At 32.6% G+C, this 15,328-nt stretch carries 14 protein-coding genes; 7 read left to right on the top strand and 7 right to left on the bottom strand.

Annotation, left to right across the window (positions count from 1 at the left end; genetic code table 11):
- Nucleotides 1-85 precede the first annotated feature (85 nt).
- The 3 genes from LHL71_RS02270 to LHL71_RS02260 are packed head-to-tail and all read right to left on the bottom strand — an operon-like array spanning nt 86 to nt 2,888.
- Entirely contained in the window at nt 86-790 is a 705-nt protein-coding gene (locus LHL71_RS02270; protein ID WP_227361406.1) for a CPBP family intramembrane glutamic endopeptidase, read from the bottom strand.
- Between the two features lie 29 nt (nt 791-819).
- The gene (locus LHL71_RS02265) at nt 820-2,655 is read right to left on the bottom strand and encodes a S53 family peptidase (protein WP_227361405.1); all 1,836 of its coding nucleotides are present in this window, start codon (nt 2,653-2,655) and stop codon (nt 820-822) included.
- A 17-nt stretch (nt 2,656-2,672) separates the two neighbouring features.
- Complete coding sequence (locus LHL71_RS02260) at nt 2,673-2,888, bottom strand: hypothetical protein (protein ID WP_227361404.1); 216 nt, start codon at nt 2,886-2,888, stop codon at nt 2,673-2,675.
- A 145-nt stretch (nt 2,889-3,033) separates the two neighbouring features.
- Between LHL71_RS02260 and mscL the strand changes: the two genes are divergently transcribed.
- From mscL to pgmB, 3 genes are all read left to right on the top strand, one after another.
- Complete coding sequence (gene mscL / locus LHL71_RS02255) at nt 3,034-3,414, top strand: large-conductance mechanosensitive channel protein MscL (protein WP_227361403.1); 381 nt, start codon at nt 3,034-3,036, stop codon at nt 3,412-3,414.
- Between the two features lie 152 nt (nt 3,415-3,566).
- Nucleotides 3,567-6,281 (top strand): glycoside hydrolase family 65 protein, encoded by a 2,715-nt coding sequence (locus tag LHL71_RS02250; protein ID WP_227361402.1) that lies wholly within the window; start codon nt 3,567-3,569, stop codon nt 6,279-6,281.
- A 14-nt stretch (nt 6,282-6,295) separates the two neighbouring features.
- Entirely contained in the window at nt 6,296-6,967 is a 672-nt protein-coding gene (gene pgmB, locus LHL71_RS02245; RefSeq protein ID WP_227361401.1) for a beta-phosphoglucomutase, read from the top strand.
- 41 nt (nt 6,968-7,008) lie between these two features.
- On the opposite strand, the gene LHL71_RS02240 is transcribed toward pgmB, so the two are convergent.
- Nucleotides 7,009-7,785 carry a Cof-type HAD-IIB family hydrolase gene (locus LHL71_RS02240; protein WP_227361400.1) on the bottom strand — a complete coding sequence of 259 codons (777 nt, stop codon included), beginning with the start codon at nt 7,783-7,785 and terminating at the stop codon, nt 7,009-7,011.
- 163 nt (nt 7,786-7,948) lie between these two features.
- On the opposite strand from LHL71_RS02240, the gene LHL71_RS02235 reads away from it, so the two are divergent.
- Entirely contained in the window at nt 7,949-8,581 is a 633-nt protein-coding gene (locus tag LHL71_RS02235) for a deoxynucleoside kinase (protein ID WP_227361399.1), read from the top strand.
- Between the two features lie 39 nt (nt 8,582-8,620).
- Here LHL71_RS02235 and LHL71_RS02230 read toward each other — a convergent pair whose 3' ends face one another.
- Both LHL71_RS02230 and pepV read right to left on the bottom strand, forming a co-directional pair.
- Nucleotides 8,621-9,079, bottom strand: a complete 459-nt coding sequence (locus tag LHL71_RS02230) for a universal stress protein (RefSeq protein ID WP_227361398.1) — start codon at nt 9,077-9,079, stop codon at nt 8,621-8,623.
- Nucleotides 9,080-9,106: 27 nt separating this feature from the next.
- On the bottom strand, nt 9,107-10,510 hold the full coding sequence (gene pepV, locus LHL71_RS02225; RefSeq protein WP_227361397.1) for a dipeptidase PepV: 1,404 nt from the start codon (nt 10,508-10,510) through the stop codon (nt 9,107-9,109).
- A gap of 117 nt (nt 10,511-10,627) precedes the next feature.
- On the opposite strand from pepV, the gene LHL71_RS02220 reads away from it, so the two are divergent.
- Nucleotides 10,628-11,461 (top strand): NAD(P)H-hydrate dehydratase, encoded by an 834-nt coding sequence (locus tag LHL71_RS02220; protein ID WP_227361396.1) that lies wholly within the window; start codon nt 10,628-10,630, stop codon nt 11,459-11,461.
- Nucleotides 11,462-11,480: 19 nt separating this feature from the next.
- Here the strand turns inward: LHL71_RS02220 and LHL71_RS02215 are convergent, their stop codons facing one another.
- On the bottom strand, nt 11,481-13,133 hold the full coding sequence (locus LHL71_RS02215; RefSeq protein ID WP_227361395.1) for a putative polysaccharide biosynthesis protein: 1,653 nt from the start codon (nt 13,131-13,133) through the stop codon (nt 11,481-11,483).
- A gap of 202 nt (nt 13,134-13,335) precedes the next feature.
- Here LHL71_RS02215 and LHL71_RS02210 point away from each other — a divergent pair, with 202 nt between their 5' ends.
- Complete coding sequence (locus tag LHL71_RS02210) at nt 13,336-14,376, top strand: acyltransferase family protein (protein WP_227361394.1); 1,041 nt, start codon at nt 13,336-13,338, stop codon at nt 14,374-14,376.
- Nucleotides 14,369-15,289 carry an alpha/beta hydrolase gene (locus LHL71_RS02205; RefSeq protein WP_227361393.1) on the top strand — a complete coding sequence of 307 codons (921 nt, stop codon included), beginning with the start codon at nt 14,369-14,371 and terminating at the stop codon, nt 15,287-15,289. The genes LHL71_RS02210 and LHL71_RS02205 overlap by 8 nt, the downstream gene beginning before the upstream one ends.
- Nucleotides 15,290-15,328: the final 39 nt, after the last annotated feature.

Below are 15,328 nucleotides of genomic sequence, written 5' to 3'. Positions count from 1 at the left end.
AAAAAAGCCCCTCTCTTTTCGATTAGGGCTATTTTATCATTGATAAAATCATTATTTACAAATTACTATTTAATTTTAACTTTATTTAATTGTTTAATATCTGAATTATCATCATTAACATTGCAAAAGCGTTATTTAAGAAATGCATTCCGATTGATACTTTAATATTTTTTGATTTTTTATAAGCATACGCCAAAATAGCGCCTAACGTACCGTAAGTTATAAAATTAATTAAATTTAAATCATGCATATGAAGCAATGAGAATAATACTCCACTAGCAATAATCGGTTCCCAAAAATCATTAGGTGCAAAAAAGGCATTCATAAAGTAGCCTCTAAATATTAATTCCTCTAAAATTGGCGAGGCAAATATACTTGTAATTACCATTAAGACTAAAGTAAGATGGCTGCTACCAACCACTTGCTGAATAATTTGATTATTGGCAGTTTGTTGCTGTCTATATAATAAATTATTTAAAAGTCCAAAAACCATTTCTGCGCCAAAAAATATTAAAACCCATTCAAACATTAAAAGAATATCATGCCTATTTATTTTTTTATAGGGATACGGGTTAACCTTTTGGAAAACTTTATACGCAATCCAAATCGCTAAACTAAATCCTAATAAATAAATAACTGCTAATAAAAATGATACCAAGCCGTTGAACTTTTTAACAGTTAATAATTCAACTGGTAGTTGGACTAAAAACACCATCAAAATAAGAGCTAGCATAATTAATACACGGATGTTAAACTGTCGGTTTCGAAAATTAATTTTTTCTAGTTTCAATTTTTCCCCTCCGTTACACTAATATTCAATTAGTTAAAAGCCTTATCTAATAAGCTAAAATTAACCGTCCCTAATCCTGTTGCCTGATTATATAACTTTCCTGGTTGTCCGGTAAAGTAAAGATTAGTATTATTATTTCGATCGTTCAATGCATGGAATGGTGAATTTGAACGCTTAGCAAATTTGTAAATTTGTGGGTTCCAAAATCCTAAACGAGTTTGGTTACTTTGTGAAAGGACCGTACTAGCAGCAGCCATCTGTGGCGCAGTAACACTAGTTCCTCCCACGATATACCAATTTCCTTTAGAACCAGAGCTAATATAAGCACTATATCCAGTATTAGGATCTGCATTGGCTGATAAATCAGGAACATTTCGTCCATTTGCTTTACCACTTTTTTGCTGTGGTTTGCTTAGAAGTGTTAATTTACCTTTAGAAATGTTCCATAGTTTTGTGGCATCATAAGTTCCCACTCCACTAAATCCGCGTTGATATTTAGGTGTTGAATTATATTTACTAAATCCACCACCGCCGCCTGCAAAATAGCTACTTAAGAATTGATATTGGGAATAAAAATGTTGGTGATTATAATTAGAATACAAAAATTCATTACCCCAAGCCCGTTCTTTTGTAACTGAATAATTCTTTTTATTTACTCGATAGGTTTTAGGTAAAGTAGTTCCTCCCACTGAGGTAACATAAGCTGAGTTAGCTGGGGTATCAACAGCTAATCCACTAGAAGATCCATCTAAAATTCCATCGTAGGCCCCATTATCACCACTAGCAGCAAAAGTGCTTATTCCTTGTATAGCGGCCTGTTGGAACAATATATTTAAAATTTGATTGTATTTTTTAGGAGTCACTCCTAATTTAATATCTTTAGCCACACGAGATTCACTTTGACCCCAGCTAATCGATAAAGTATCAACTTTATTCTCAGAATTAGCACTAGCGATGGAATTAACCATTCCTATGATTGATGACTGTCCGATGTAAGTTCGAATGTTAGCTTTAGGTGCTACTGCCCCAGCTTGTTCTACATCCATTGTAGACTCGTCTGATCCATCCCAACTTCCCTTATAACCATCGGTTCGATATACACTAATTCGCTTACTTTTAGCTGGAATATTTTCACTTTTCCAATATGTATAAGCATCACTTGGATGATAATTAGCAAAAGTAATAATTCCAATGGTTTTACCTTTTCCTGTATAGTTTTTAGCATACAATGAATCTAAATCATACAATTTAGCAAATTTTTGGGGCGAGTTAGTAGTGCTCAAACTATTAGTAGAACGTTTGATAAAGGATGAGGGATTCATTTTGGCATCATTTTTTTGAGCGTAATTGTTAAATGACACATATGTAGACATCCCTACCAACGAATAAATACTAGAATTTAGTTTGCCAGGTAATTTAGGTGTTTTACTAGGTTTTTGATAAGTTAAAGTACTAGTTTTTACATTTACTAACTTAGTGTTAAAAGCTTTATTTATATTCTTAGTCGAACCATTCACCCGCATAATTAAATTGCCACTATAAACTTTAGTTTTTAAATGGTATTTGGTTAAATAACGTTGAATGGCTTTGACCTTGCTATTACTTTGTCCATATTTGCTAGCGAATTGTTTGGGGGTTAAAAACTTATGATATGACTTGCTACCAGAATTAACCGTCTGATAAGCCATACTGCCCATTGCCGATGGATTTTTTGATTTTAAAACTATATCAATTGATTGATTCTTGTTATTGGACACATTATTTACCTTAGTTTTGGCATAAGCATAATCCATTTGACCTAAGCCACTAAACAAAAATGCCCCCAAACCAATTGAAGCTAGTTTAACTACCTGATTAAATTTCATTATTTTACCTTCTTAATTTATTCATCTTCTTGTTCTTGATCCTTTTTACTATCAAGATTAAAAATTCCGATTACTATAATTGGAGTTACTACTATTCTAAAAATAATTACAGCCAAAAACCAAATTGCAAAAAATAATTGATAACTAGGGTTTAAATTTAATGTAAGGTAAAAAGCAACACTAAAAATAATAATTGTAATTAGGGATACTGTAAAAATAATCTTTTTCTTCATAACTTCTCCATTTCTGATTGATCTTATCATAGCATATTAATTGCATTTACTTGTAAGAAAACCCTATTACTTATTGTTTATTTGGATAAATAATAGTTTAATAGAAGTAAAGTGTAACAAATTAATCTGAAAGGATAAAGTCTATATGTTCAAAGAGTTTAAAGAATTCATATCTAAGGGAAACGTAATTGATCTAGCAGTTGGTGTAATTATTGGAGGCGCCTTTACTTCTATTGTTACATCATTAACCACTAACTTAATCAATCCACTTATTGGAATATTTATTGGAAAAATCGATCTTTCTAATCTCTCCCTTTCAATTGGAAAGGCTACCTTTAAATATGGAGCTTTCTTAAATTCAGTAATTAACTTTTTAATAATTGCATTTGTTGTATTCTTATTAGTTAAAACTATCAACAAATTCATCCGTAAATCTAAAGATGAAGAAGTCGCTGAAACTTTAGATCAAACCGAAGTATTATTAACTGAAATTAGAGACATGATGAAATCTAATCAATCCAAATAAAAAGGATACTATCTTAATTGATAGTATCCTTTTTATTTTACTAATTAGGAAAGTCTAATTAATTGCTAACCAAAATTACTTGATTTACTATGGTTACTAAAGAAGTAATATATCATCTTTTTCAAATATATGCTTAGGAAAGAGGTTTCGTTATGAAGACAATTGCGATTAAGTCCCATGATGGAAAATTGGAAGTAAATTACTCAAAAAATTCCAATAAACCACCTTTTAGAACCTATGTAATAACTTATAATTCTAATTTATCTATTGGTGATAACTTGGAAAATATTAAATCAGCAATTACTGGTTTATCAGTAGATGCTGCTATTATTGATAATTCATTGAATTACACTTTTTCCGATGCCATTATTGGTATTAATCATCAAAAAATTGATGTCGGTCTTGCAATCACCAATATGCTTAACATTCCCGTAGTTAACGAAAATCGCATTAACGAAATTGGATTGCAACAAGCTGTTGATGAAAAAACTGAATATCTAAAATGGCATTTAGATTATTATGGTCAATATGCCGGTAAGCGTAATTATGGTCAAGAAGCCATGTTAACTATTGGTAATGGTTTCTTTGGTTTACGTGGTGCATATGTTGAATCACACGCTGATCAAGATAATTATCCTGGTATGTACATCGCCGGAGTATTTAATCAACTTACTACCAATATTAATGGTCGCGATGTAGTTAATGAAGATTTAGTTAACTTACCTAATAGTCAATTTATTACATTTGGCGTTGACCACCAAACTCCATTTTCTGTAGCTAAAGAAGATGTTCAAGATACTTACCGTAGTTTAGATCTTAAAAATGGGGTCCTAACTACCGCAATGAACATCCAACTCTCTACCGGCCATATTCTTGAAGTTAAAGCTACTAAAGTGGCAAACATGACTAATTGGCATCGATACTCAATTAGATACGAGGTTAAACCCATTAACTTTTCTGGTAATCTTCAAATTTACTCGGAAATTGATGGAAGCGTAATTAATGGAAATGTTGAACGTTATCAAGACTTCGATCAACACCATTTAGATATCACTAATATGTCTGCTGAAAATAACCAAATGTCATTAAGTGGGCAAACTAAAACATCACACGTTAAGTTTGCTATTAATACCAATTTGACTAGCTCTAATTTAGATCTTGACGATAAAATCATTTCATCTACTGAAGATCAAAAAGTTAAACAAGTTCTAAATATTGAGGTAAAGGAAGGTCAAGTTTATCAATTTGATAAAAACGTAGTAATTTTTACTAGTCGTGAAGATCGTGGAGATCTAGAACACGATTCTCAAGTTGAATTAACTAAGTCTTCATTCGATGATACCAAAAAAGATAGTGTGAACTTCTGGAAAAATATTTGGGATACTTCAGATATTCAAATTGGAAATGATATTACTAGTCAAAAATTAACTCGAGTTAACATCTATCATCTATTCGTTACCGGAGCTGCCTTACGTGAAGATAATTTAGATGCTTCGGTTGGTGCTCGTGGATTACATGGCGAGGCCTATCGTGGACATATTTTTTGGGATAATATGTTTGCCCTACCTTACTATACGCTCCACTATCCAAAGATTACTAAGCAAGCAATCTTGTACCGTTATAATCGTTTAGATGCTGCTAGAAAGTATGCCCAATCTGATGGTCGCCAGGGATCTATGTTTCCTTGGCAATCAGGAATGTACGGTGATGAACAATCTCAATTTGTTCACTTAAACCCTGTTAATAATTCCTGGGATCCAGATAACAGTCGTTTGCAAAGACACGTTTCAATTTCAGTTGCCTTTAACGTTTTATCATATTTCCACCTTACGAATGACCAAGATTTCATGAATCAATATGGATTGGAAATATTGCTTTCGATTAGTAAATTCTGGGAAAGCTTAGCTGAATTTAATGAAGATACTGGAAGATACGACATTAAACACGTCATGGGACCTGACGAATTTCATGAACACTATCCCAACTCCGATGAACGTGGGTTAGTAAATAATGCTTATACTAATATGATGGTCTCTTGGTTATTTGTTAAAGTAGCCGAGCTTATTAAAAAAGTCGATAAATCAGTCTTACAACAAGCTGCTCAAAAAGCCGATTTTACAAAAGATACTCTTGAAAAAATGGATGATATTAGCAAGAAATTAACGCTTGATATTAATGAAGATGGTATCATTGGCCAATTCCAAGGTTACTTTAAATTATCTAAGCTTAACTTTGATGCCTATCGTAAAAAATATGGCGATATTTCAAGAATTGATCGAATTTTAAAGGGTGAAGGCAAATCACCAGATGCCTACCAAGTTGCCAAACAAGCCGATACTCTAATGGCATATTATGAACTTACAATTCCAGAAGTAGAAACAATTTATAAGAGTTTAGGATATCAATTACCTACTGGATACTTTGCTAAAAACTTGCATTACTATCTAGATCGTACGACTCACGGATCTACCCTTTCTAGAATTGTATATTCCGTATTAGACGAAATGAATAACAATATGGATCAATCTTGGCAACTATTCTCAACTGCCCTACTATCAGATTATTATGATATCCAAGGTGGTACTACTGCCGAAGGAATTCACTTAGGTGTAATGGGAGCATCTCTCCAAATTGAAACTAGAAATTATGGTGGGGTAAATATGAATCAAGATATTGTTCGTATTAACCCACATCTACCAAAACATTGGACCCGACTAGCCTTTAAGCAAAACTTTAAAGGAACTTGGTACCAATACGAAATTACACAAGATCAAATTAATGTAACAACTGATAACAACTCTAAAGTAGAAATTTTAGGTAAAGAATACTCAACTACTAGTGGAAAAACATTAACTGTTAAATACTAAAGGAGTGACTAATTATGGTAAAATTTTCAGATATTAAAGGGTTTATTTTTGATCTAGATGGAGTTATTACTGATACTTCCGTTTACCACACCGAAGCCTGGCACCAACTTGCTGACAAAGTAGGAACTCCTTGGACTCAAGACTTAGAAGATGGTCTTAAAGGCATTAGCCGTATGGACTCATTAAACATGATCTTGGATGCCGGTGGTGTTAGCAACAATTACACTGAAGAAGAAAAGGTTTCTCTTGCTAACGAAAAAAATGATCGTTATTTATCATTAGTTAATAAAATGACCCCAGATAATATTTTACCTGGTATCAAAGAATTTTTAGATTCACTAGTAAGTAATGGTTACTCAATTTCACTAGCCTCAGCTTCTAAAAATTCACCCACAGTACTATCAAAATTGGGACTTACTAAATATTTTAGCAACGTTGTTGATCCTGCTTCCCTAACTAATGGAAAACCCGATCCAGAGATTTATCAAAAAGGAGCACAAATTCTTGACCTCAAACCAGAACAATGTATCGGTATCGAGGATGCTGAGTCAGGAATTGAATCAATCAATGGTGCCGGTGAAACTTCAGTTGGGATTGGATCACGCGATACCCTTAAAGATGCTGATATTTTATTTGCTACTACTAAAGATTTAACCTTAGATAATATTAAAAAAGCAATGAACTAGACAAAATAAAAAAAGCCATTCAATTAATTGAATGGCTTTTTTTATTTGATTAATCCGTAATGTCTTAATCCATTAGGAATTCCATCATCCATGTTTGAGGTAGTAACAAAATCAGCTTTTTCTTTATTGATTTTATTACCATTCCCCATGCTAACAGGATAATCAACTTCATCAAACATCTCTAAATCATTTAATTGGTCCCCAAAAGCATAGGTTGGAATATTTTGCATTCCAGTAGCATTAACTAGAGCTTTAATCCCACTTTGTTTGGAAATTCCCCACTTCATAGTATCTAATGCTTTAGGATTATTACGAACTACTGATAATTTTCCTTTAAAAGCATCTTGATACAATTTATCTTTATCGGTATTAAAAATATTAATAAAGTTAACTTCATTTGTCATATAAAATGAAGGATCAACATTAGCTTTTAATCTTAACAATTTGTAATTTTCACGAGTTAATTTGTTAGCCTTGGTAATGGCAAATGTTTCATTGTTGTAGAAACCAATTGCATCCCCATCCCCTTGTTTTTCGGCAAAATCAATTAAGTCTTCGATAATCGATTTACTAATTGATTCAGCCTTAAGTTTTTTACCCTCATATTGGATATAACTACCATTAGCACTAACCACGGTATTAATACCAGTTGCTTTTAATACGTAATTAATTTCAAAGATGTTACGTCCAGTTGAAATGATTGGAAGAATATTATTTTCTTTCAATTGTTGAATTGCATCAATGTTTGCTTGAGGAACATTTTTATCATTATCAAGTAGTGTTCCATCTAAGTCAAAAAATACAAGTGCTCTGTACATTTTAAATCACCCCACCGTTATTTTATAACTAAGTTTATTGTACTATATAAGCAACTTAGCCTACCAAAATTTGGCTCAACAATTAACTTAAATAATACATGTAGTATGTCTGCAAATTATGTTACACTATATATTGTTAAATTTTAGAAAAGAAGGGGTCATCATGGTGATAATTACTGCAGGAATGATTGGCGTTGGAAAGACTACACTTACTGGAAAAATTGCCGAGCATCTAGGAACCACCGCATATTTCGAACCAGTCGGAGATAATCCGGTTTTACCATTATATTATTCAAATCCTAAACAATATGGATTTTTACTTCAAATCTATTTTTTAAATAAACGATTTGCAATGATCAAACAAGCACTTTCAGATGATAATAATGTATTGGATCGTTCAATTTATGAAGATGCATTATTTACTAGAGAAAATAACTCTGAAGGTAATATTACTGATACTGAGTTAGCAGTTTATTTAAAATTACTTGATAACATGATGAATGAATTAGAGGAGCTACCTAAAAAAGGTCCTGATTTGTTAGTATATGCAGATAGTGATTTTGATACAATTCAATATCGTATCAAAAAACGCGGTCGTGATTATGAACAATTTGATGATAATCCCGGTCTTAAAAACTATTACTATAAAATGTGGTCTGCTTATAAACAATGGTATGAAGATTATGATGTAAGTCCTAAAATTAAAATTGATCTTCAAAAATACGATCTTTCCGATCAGAAAAATGTTGATATTGTGTTACAACAAATTGATGATGCCCTTTTAAAAATTCGTTAATAAAAAAGCCTAGAGAATAAATATTCTCTAGGCTTTTTCTTATTTATGAACAACTAAAACATCTACCAAGGCATGAGCAATTATGAACTCTGCAGTTGAACCTAATGACAGTCTTGAAATAACATTATTTACACCAGTTGCACCAATAAAAATGGCATCAATCTGATTTTCTTCAACTATCTTAGTAGCTAATTCAACTTTTGGATTACCATAACTAACTAAAGTATTTGCTTCAACTCCCGCTTCTTTGGCTCGATTTAGATACTTGTTTAACATATTTTCAGTTCGTTCTTTAATTTCTTCAATATTGTTTACAGTAACACTTCCAAAACCTACTGAAGCCGGTTTAATTGATCCTAAAATATCTCGTTCATTAATTACCGAAGCAATTAATAGTTTAGATTTATTTTCTTTAGCGACCTTAATTGCCTTATTAAGGGCTAGTTCAGAAATTTCAGAACCGTCAATCCCAACCAAAATATTTGTATACTTAGTCATTTGGATCATAACGCTCACCTCTAAAATTTATTTAGTTGCTAATTCGAAGATACCTTGGCCATAGATTGCCATAGCTTTTAATAAATCATCAACTGGTTGAAATTCATTAGCTTGGTGCATACTATCTTCAGTCCATGGGAATAAGGCTCCAAAGGCAACCCCACGCTTCATTAATCTAGCATAAGTTCCACCACCAACAACTTCTGGCTTAGCATCCATAATGCCAGTTTGTTCTTTGTATACATTAACTAAAGTTTCTACAATTGGATCAGTTGGATCCACATAGTGAGGTTCCATATTTGAAATTTGGACAGTTTTTCCGTTAAGGGCTTGAGCTGCTTTTTGGAGTTTATCTAAAATATTATCTGGTGTCGTGCCTTTAGGATAACGATAATTAGTATTAATAAAGCCTCCATTTTGTTGATCAAATTTCATTAAACCAACATTCATAGTTAAATCGCCCATTACGTCATCAACATAGTTACTTCCTAAAGCATTAGCACGAGAATCATCATGTAAATATTTAGTAATAAATCTTAAGAAATCAGCTGCGGCATCACCAAAATTAAATTGATTTAAATAGCTTGCTAAATAAGTACCCGCATTAATTCCGTTTTTAGGTTCCATTCCATGAGCTTGCTTACCAATCACGTGTAACTTAGCAGTTTTGCCATCAGTTTCTACTTCACCATTAACTGGACTTTGGTTTAAGAATTCAGAGAAGTTATTAGCAATTTCTTGAATATTATCACTAATTACAACCGCTGTAGCTTCCCCAGGTACCATATTTTCTCTCAAACCAGAATCAAATGATTCCAGAGCAAAATTGTTACCATTTGAATTACCAAAGGTAGTTTCAAATGAAGCATTCCCCTTTTCACCATTTATAACTGGGAATTCAGCATCTGGTGAAAATCCAAAAGTAGGTTCAGGTTCTACTTCAAAGTAATGTTTCATACCAGTCCAATTACTTTCTTCATCAGTACCTACAATTAATCTAATTTTTAAATTAGGCTTAACTCCACTATCTTTAAGCATTTTTAAACCATAATATGCTGCTAGACCGGGACCCTTATCATCAGAGGTTCCACGTCCATAAGCAATTCCATCTTTAATGGTTAATTCAAAAGGATTAGTGTTCCAGCCATTACCTGCTGGCATAACATCAGCATGGGACTGAATAGCTAAAGTTTGATCTCCTTCACCATATTCAATGTATCCAACGATGTTATCAATATTTTTAACTGTAAAGCCATCTCTTTTACCGAATGATAAGAATTTTTCCATAGCTTTAGTTGGGCCTTCGCCTAAAGGATATTCGTCAGTTTTATGTTCAACATCACGAACACTTTCAATTGCAATTAATTCTGATAAATCGGCTAAGTAATCTTCGCGATAAGCATTTGCTTTATCTTGCCATTTATTTGTCATAGATGTACCTACTTCCTTTAAGTTTAATTTATCTGTATTTTATCACAGGTAGCATAGAACATTCACTTAAAAAATCCACATAGTGATATACTTATAGGCGTTAGGAGGAGATTATTAGTGAAAATTTTATCTGATGATATCTTATATCAAACAATTGTTAATAGAGATCCCGATAGTTATAAGGGAAATTACGGTAAAGTAACCTTAATTGGAGGCAATGATAATTATGGAGGCGCCATTATTATGGCCAGTCTAGCCACTATTAATGCTGGTGCAGGTTTAGTAACTACAGCAACAACCTATCATAATTTGTCTAGTTTACATAACCATTGTCTAGAAGCAATGTTTATCGATATTTCTGATCAACTACAAGTAATTGAATCCATAAAAAAGTCTAACGTAGTTTTAATTGGTCCTGGATTAGGAACTGATCAAATGAGTTTAGAAATTTTAAAAGTAGTACTAGCCACTATTTCAGAATCACAAACTCTAATCATTGACGGATCTGCAATTACGCTCATGGCTAAATACCAATTATCTTTGCCAGAAAAGAGTACCAACATTCTAACTCCCCATCAAATGGAATGGCAGAGGTTTTCTAAAATACCAATTGACCAGCAAACAACTGAAAACAATCAAAAATATGTCAGTCAACTTAATGCGATTGTCATTGTTAAATCCCATCATAGTGAAATTTACTATCAAGATCAGGCATTTAAACTTATGCTAGGAAATCCCGGCCAAGCTATTGGCGGTATGGGAGATACCTTAGCGGGGATAATTGCTGGATTTACAGCTCAATTTCAAAATAAATTAGACGCTACTCTGGCTGGTGTTTATATCCATAGCCTAATTGCTGATGACATTGCTAAAAATAACTATATTGTATTACCACATTTAATAAGTGAAAAATTACCTCAATATATGTACAAATATAAAAAAAATCAGTAGGACTTATCCTACTGATTTTTTATTTAATGTGTAATTTTTTTCTAAGACTTTGGCTACGAGGACCAATAATTGAATCAGCCACTCTACCCTTAAGAACAAGATATAAATAAAGATATCCTGCAATAATTACAGCTACCGCAGTTACAATTAAACTACCAATTCGACTGTAAGGATTAGTAAATAATCCTAATACAAAATTACCAAAGTAAACTAATGCTAAAGCAACTATGTACATGATAGCTGAATAGGTCGTAATTTTCGCAAATCCATTGGAAAGGGCCTTTCGGTCGAAACCAAATTGGCGATTTAGCGATATGATAATTAGACCATTAGCCACTATTAGACCAATCGCAGTAGCTAATAAAGCTCCAAAGGCTCCTAAGAAGTAAACACATGGCCATTGAGCAATTAACTTAACAATCGTTCCAATTATAAAATAGCGAACCGCTTTTTTATTTTGTGATAATCCCTGCATGACAGCAGATGTAACCACAAATAATCCCATTGGCACGGACACAATTGATGAAAATGATAAAATATTTGCTCCCAATGCTTGTTGAGCATTACCATAGAACAAACGGTTTAATGGTCCGGCAATGGCTGCCATCCCTAAAGCGGCAGGAATCATAACAAACATAAACAACATCAAGACGTTGGAATTTTGTTCTTTAACTTCGTGTTTGTCTCCTTTAGTAATCGCAACTGAAAGCAATGGTACGGCTGTTATAGCTAAGGCTGAAGCCAATGAAATAGTAATCATAATTAACTTATTAGCATTAACTGCAAACATAGCATACAAATCATTTAAAATCGTGTTGGAATAGTTAGTAGCTTGGTGCATAATATTAAAAAATGTATATTGATCAATTAGTTGGAAGATAGTAATTCCTGCACCTAAAATGATAAATGGAACGGCTTGTACGATAATTTCACGATAAAGTTCTTTAGGTTCCACATGAATCTCATTATTACTGTTTGCTACTAAAGAATTAAAGTAATTCTTTCTTCTTAAATAGTAAACTCCCAATATTAATAGACCAGCTACCGCCCCAATGAATGCTGCAAAAGTAGATTGGGCCACTGCGGTAATCCAACTTCCGTGAAATACTTGCATAATTAAGTATGCCGTAACTAACATATAAATTACTCGAGCCAATTGTTCAACAAACTGAGAAATTGCTGATGGCGCCATTTGTTGATATCCTTGAAAATAACCTCTGGTTAAACTCATAGTTGGAATAATCAAAATTGCCCATGATAATGAATGTAAGACCGGAATAACTTTGTCATTTCCACCATCTAACCAAGGAGCTCCAAAGTATAAAATTAGCGCACAAATTATTCCCGTGGCCGCGGCTAAAACTAAACCACGTTTGTATAATCTTACCCCGACCCCGTATTCGTTTAATGCATTATAGTGAGCCACTTGTTTAGCAATTGCTGAGGGAATTCCGGCAATTGCCGCTATTAAGAAGAAACTATAAATATTATATCCAAATCCATATAACGCATTTCCTCTTAAAAAGTATGAACCAAACCAGATACTCCACGGAATGATATAAATTGCTCCTAAAAATCTAGAAAAAATACTACCTGCTGTCATCCAAGCTGACCCAGATAACATTTGAGATTTCGAGCTTGAATTAGTATTACTTTTTGTTTCGTCCTCCATTTTCGCTCCCACTTTCATAAATCTTTTACACAAACAATAATTTTAATTAAAAAAATAAGCAATTACAATACACACAACCACTTGTTAAGCATTATTTAATATCATTTGTCATGTTTTTTTAATCATAATTTAATATAAAAATTTGCATCCTTCTTATAGAATTAATATATTGATATCATTATAAATGTTTGGGGGCTAGATTGTGGCAAAAAAGCGTATTGCTTGGATAGATATTGCAAAAGGACTGGGAATTATTGCAGTAGCTATCGGACATGCTTTAGAAACGCATGGAACTTTGTATCACTTTTTATATTGGTGGCATATGCCAATCTTTTTCATTGCTGCCGGGTTTTTCTTAAAGCCAGTTGTTAATAATGATTGGGCAACCTATCTAAAAAAACACATTGTTCCATTGTTAAAATCATATTTTATATTCGGGGTATTATTAATAACCTTTGGGTATGTAAGTGGGCTTCACTCGCTGGGATACACTCTGAGGTACTTTTTAAAACTACTTTATGGTGGTACTCGGTTAAACTTATATCTTAGCGTATTTTGGTATATGAATGTGTTTATAATTGCAAGTATTGTGGTAACCTTCATAATTACTTATGTTAAATCTCGTCAAAAGCTAATTATAATTGGATTTCTTACGGTTATTACCGGAGTTAGTTATAAGCACTTAGAATTACCTTTCATCCCTTCGGATTGGAACATGCCATGGGATTTTGATGTTTCATTACTTGCAATATTCTTCATGTTATTTGGTAATTTATATTTTGCTCAGATTAAAGAAGCTATTAGGAAATTTAACATTATAATTCCAATTACTTTAATTATTCTGTTATTGATCTATGGTCAAAACTCAGGAATTTTTAACTTCGGATTCTTTATGAAATCTCATATAATCCATGCTTCTCAACCAATCTCGCCTACCTTGGCGGTTACTACTATTCCAATTATGTCTAGTATAGTAATTTTTAGTCTAAGCTCATTAATTTCTCGTTCGTTACCAATTATAACTTGGATACTTACAACCCTGGGTAAAAATACACTATTCATTATGTATTTGCACAAAGCAATCTTAGACATTACACAACGACTAGGTGTTGATTCTATTGTTTTAAGATTATTTATTGCCATAATTGTTCCTTGCTTGCTATCATTATTATATAATTATGTTGTTAAAAAAATTAAACTACGTAATTCAAATAATAAGGTGGTAGAAGAAAATTATGTCTAAACCAAATAAATCCACCATAGGACAAGTTCTTTACTTCGTCCTAGGTGGATTTTTTTTACTTTTAATCGGATATCATCTAGCTAATGGAGTTATCAAAGATTATCAAAAATCACAAAATTATATTAACTCACCCACACCAACCATTTTTTTACATGGTTGGGTTAGTAGTTATCATGCTGAAACCAGATTTGCTGGGGCCAGCGAAAGAGCCAATGCTGCATCCAGCTCAATGGTCATTGCTGTTCATCGCAATGGAAAAATTAAAATATTTGGTCATATTAATAAGTATTCACGTAATCCCATTATTCGTGTAAACTTTATCAACCACCGAGCTGGTGAATATATGTATAGCCGTTGGCTAGTTAATATAACTAAAATTTTAAAAGAACAGTATCACGTAAAGAATATTAACTTAGTTGGACATTCGATGGGCGCCTATGCTGCTATCAACTATTGTCTAACTAATGGTAATGATCCTAAACTACCAAAAGTAAATAAGGTAGTAGTAATCGCTGGACCATACGATGGAATTGTTAATATGCATAAACGAAATCAGCCAAAACATAGAAATCACTTAGCCAAGTTATGGGACGATCACTATAATGAAAATACTCTCGATAAAATTGGTAAACCTACAATTATCCATCCTGAATATCAATATTTATTAGATAAACAAAATAACTTTCCTAAACAAATTGAAGTCTTAAACATTTATGGTAACTTAGAAAATGGAACTAATTCGGATGGAGTAATAACTACTACTTCCGCCCTATCTTTAGGGTACCTAATAAAGGACCGCGCTAAAGTTTATCAAACTGTCTTAGTTAAAGGAAAGCAAGCACAGCATACGGCTTTACACCAAGATAATCCGGTAGTTAATAAAGCCTTAATTAAATTTTTATGGAAAGATTAAAAAAGGTCCCTACTAATTAAATTTAGTAGGGACCTTTTA

Source organism: Lentilactobacillus laojiaonis, from assembly GCF_020616595.1.
Taxonomy (GTDB): domain Bacteria; phylum Bacillota; class Bacilli; order Lactobacillales; family Lactobacillaceae; genus Lentilactobacillus; species Lentilactobacillus laojiaonis.
Note: the sequence above shows the minus strand (reverse complement) of the source record. Positions and strands in the feature narration are given on the sequence as shown.

Bases quoted from the DNA above. Each gene is read 5' to 3' on its own strand.
- LHL71_RS02265 (WP_227361405.1), bottom strand. From the start codon at position 2,655: ATGAAATTTAATCAGGTAGTTAAACTAGCTTCAATTGGTTTGGGGGCA.
- LHL71_RS02260 (WP_227361404.1), bottom strand. From the start codon at position 2,888: ATGAAGAAAAAGATTATTTTTACAGTATCCCTAATTACAATTATTATT.
- mscL (WP_227361403.1), top strand. From the start codon at position 3,034: ATGTTCAAAGAGTTTAAAGAATTCATATCTAAGGGAAACGTAATTGAT.
- LHL71_RS02250 (WP_227361402.1), top strand. From the start codon at position 3,567: ATGAAGACAATTGCGATTAAGTCCCATGATGGAAAATTGGAAGTAAAT.
- pgmB (WP_227361401.1), top strand. From the start codon at position 6,296: ATGGTAAAATTTTCAGATATTAAAGGGTTTATTTTTGATCTAGATGGA.
- LHL71_RS02240 (WP_227361400.1), bottom strand. From the start codon at position 7,785: ATGTACAGAGCACTTGTATTTTTTGACTTAGATGGAACACTACTTGAT.
- LHL71_RS02235 (WP_227361399.1), top strand. From the start codon at position 7,949: ATGGTGATAATTACTGCAGGAATGATTGGCGTTGGAAAGACTACACTT.
- LHL71_RS02230 (WP_227361398.1), bottom strand. From the start codon at position 9,079: ATGACTAAGTATACAAATATTTTGGTTGGGATTGACGGTTCTGAAATT.
- pepV (WP_227361397.1), bottom strand. From the start codon at position 10,510: ATGACAAATAAATGGCAAGATAAAGCAAATGCTTATCGCGAAGATTAC.
- LHL71_RS02215 (WP_227361395.1), bottom strand. From the start codon at position 13,133: ATGGAGGACGAAACAAAAAGTAATACTAATTCAAGCTCGAAATCTCAA.
- LHL71_RS02205 (WP_227361393.1), top strand. From the start codon at position 14,369: ATGTCTAAACCAAATAAATCCACCATAGGACAAGTTCTTTACTTCGTC.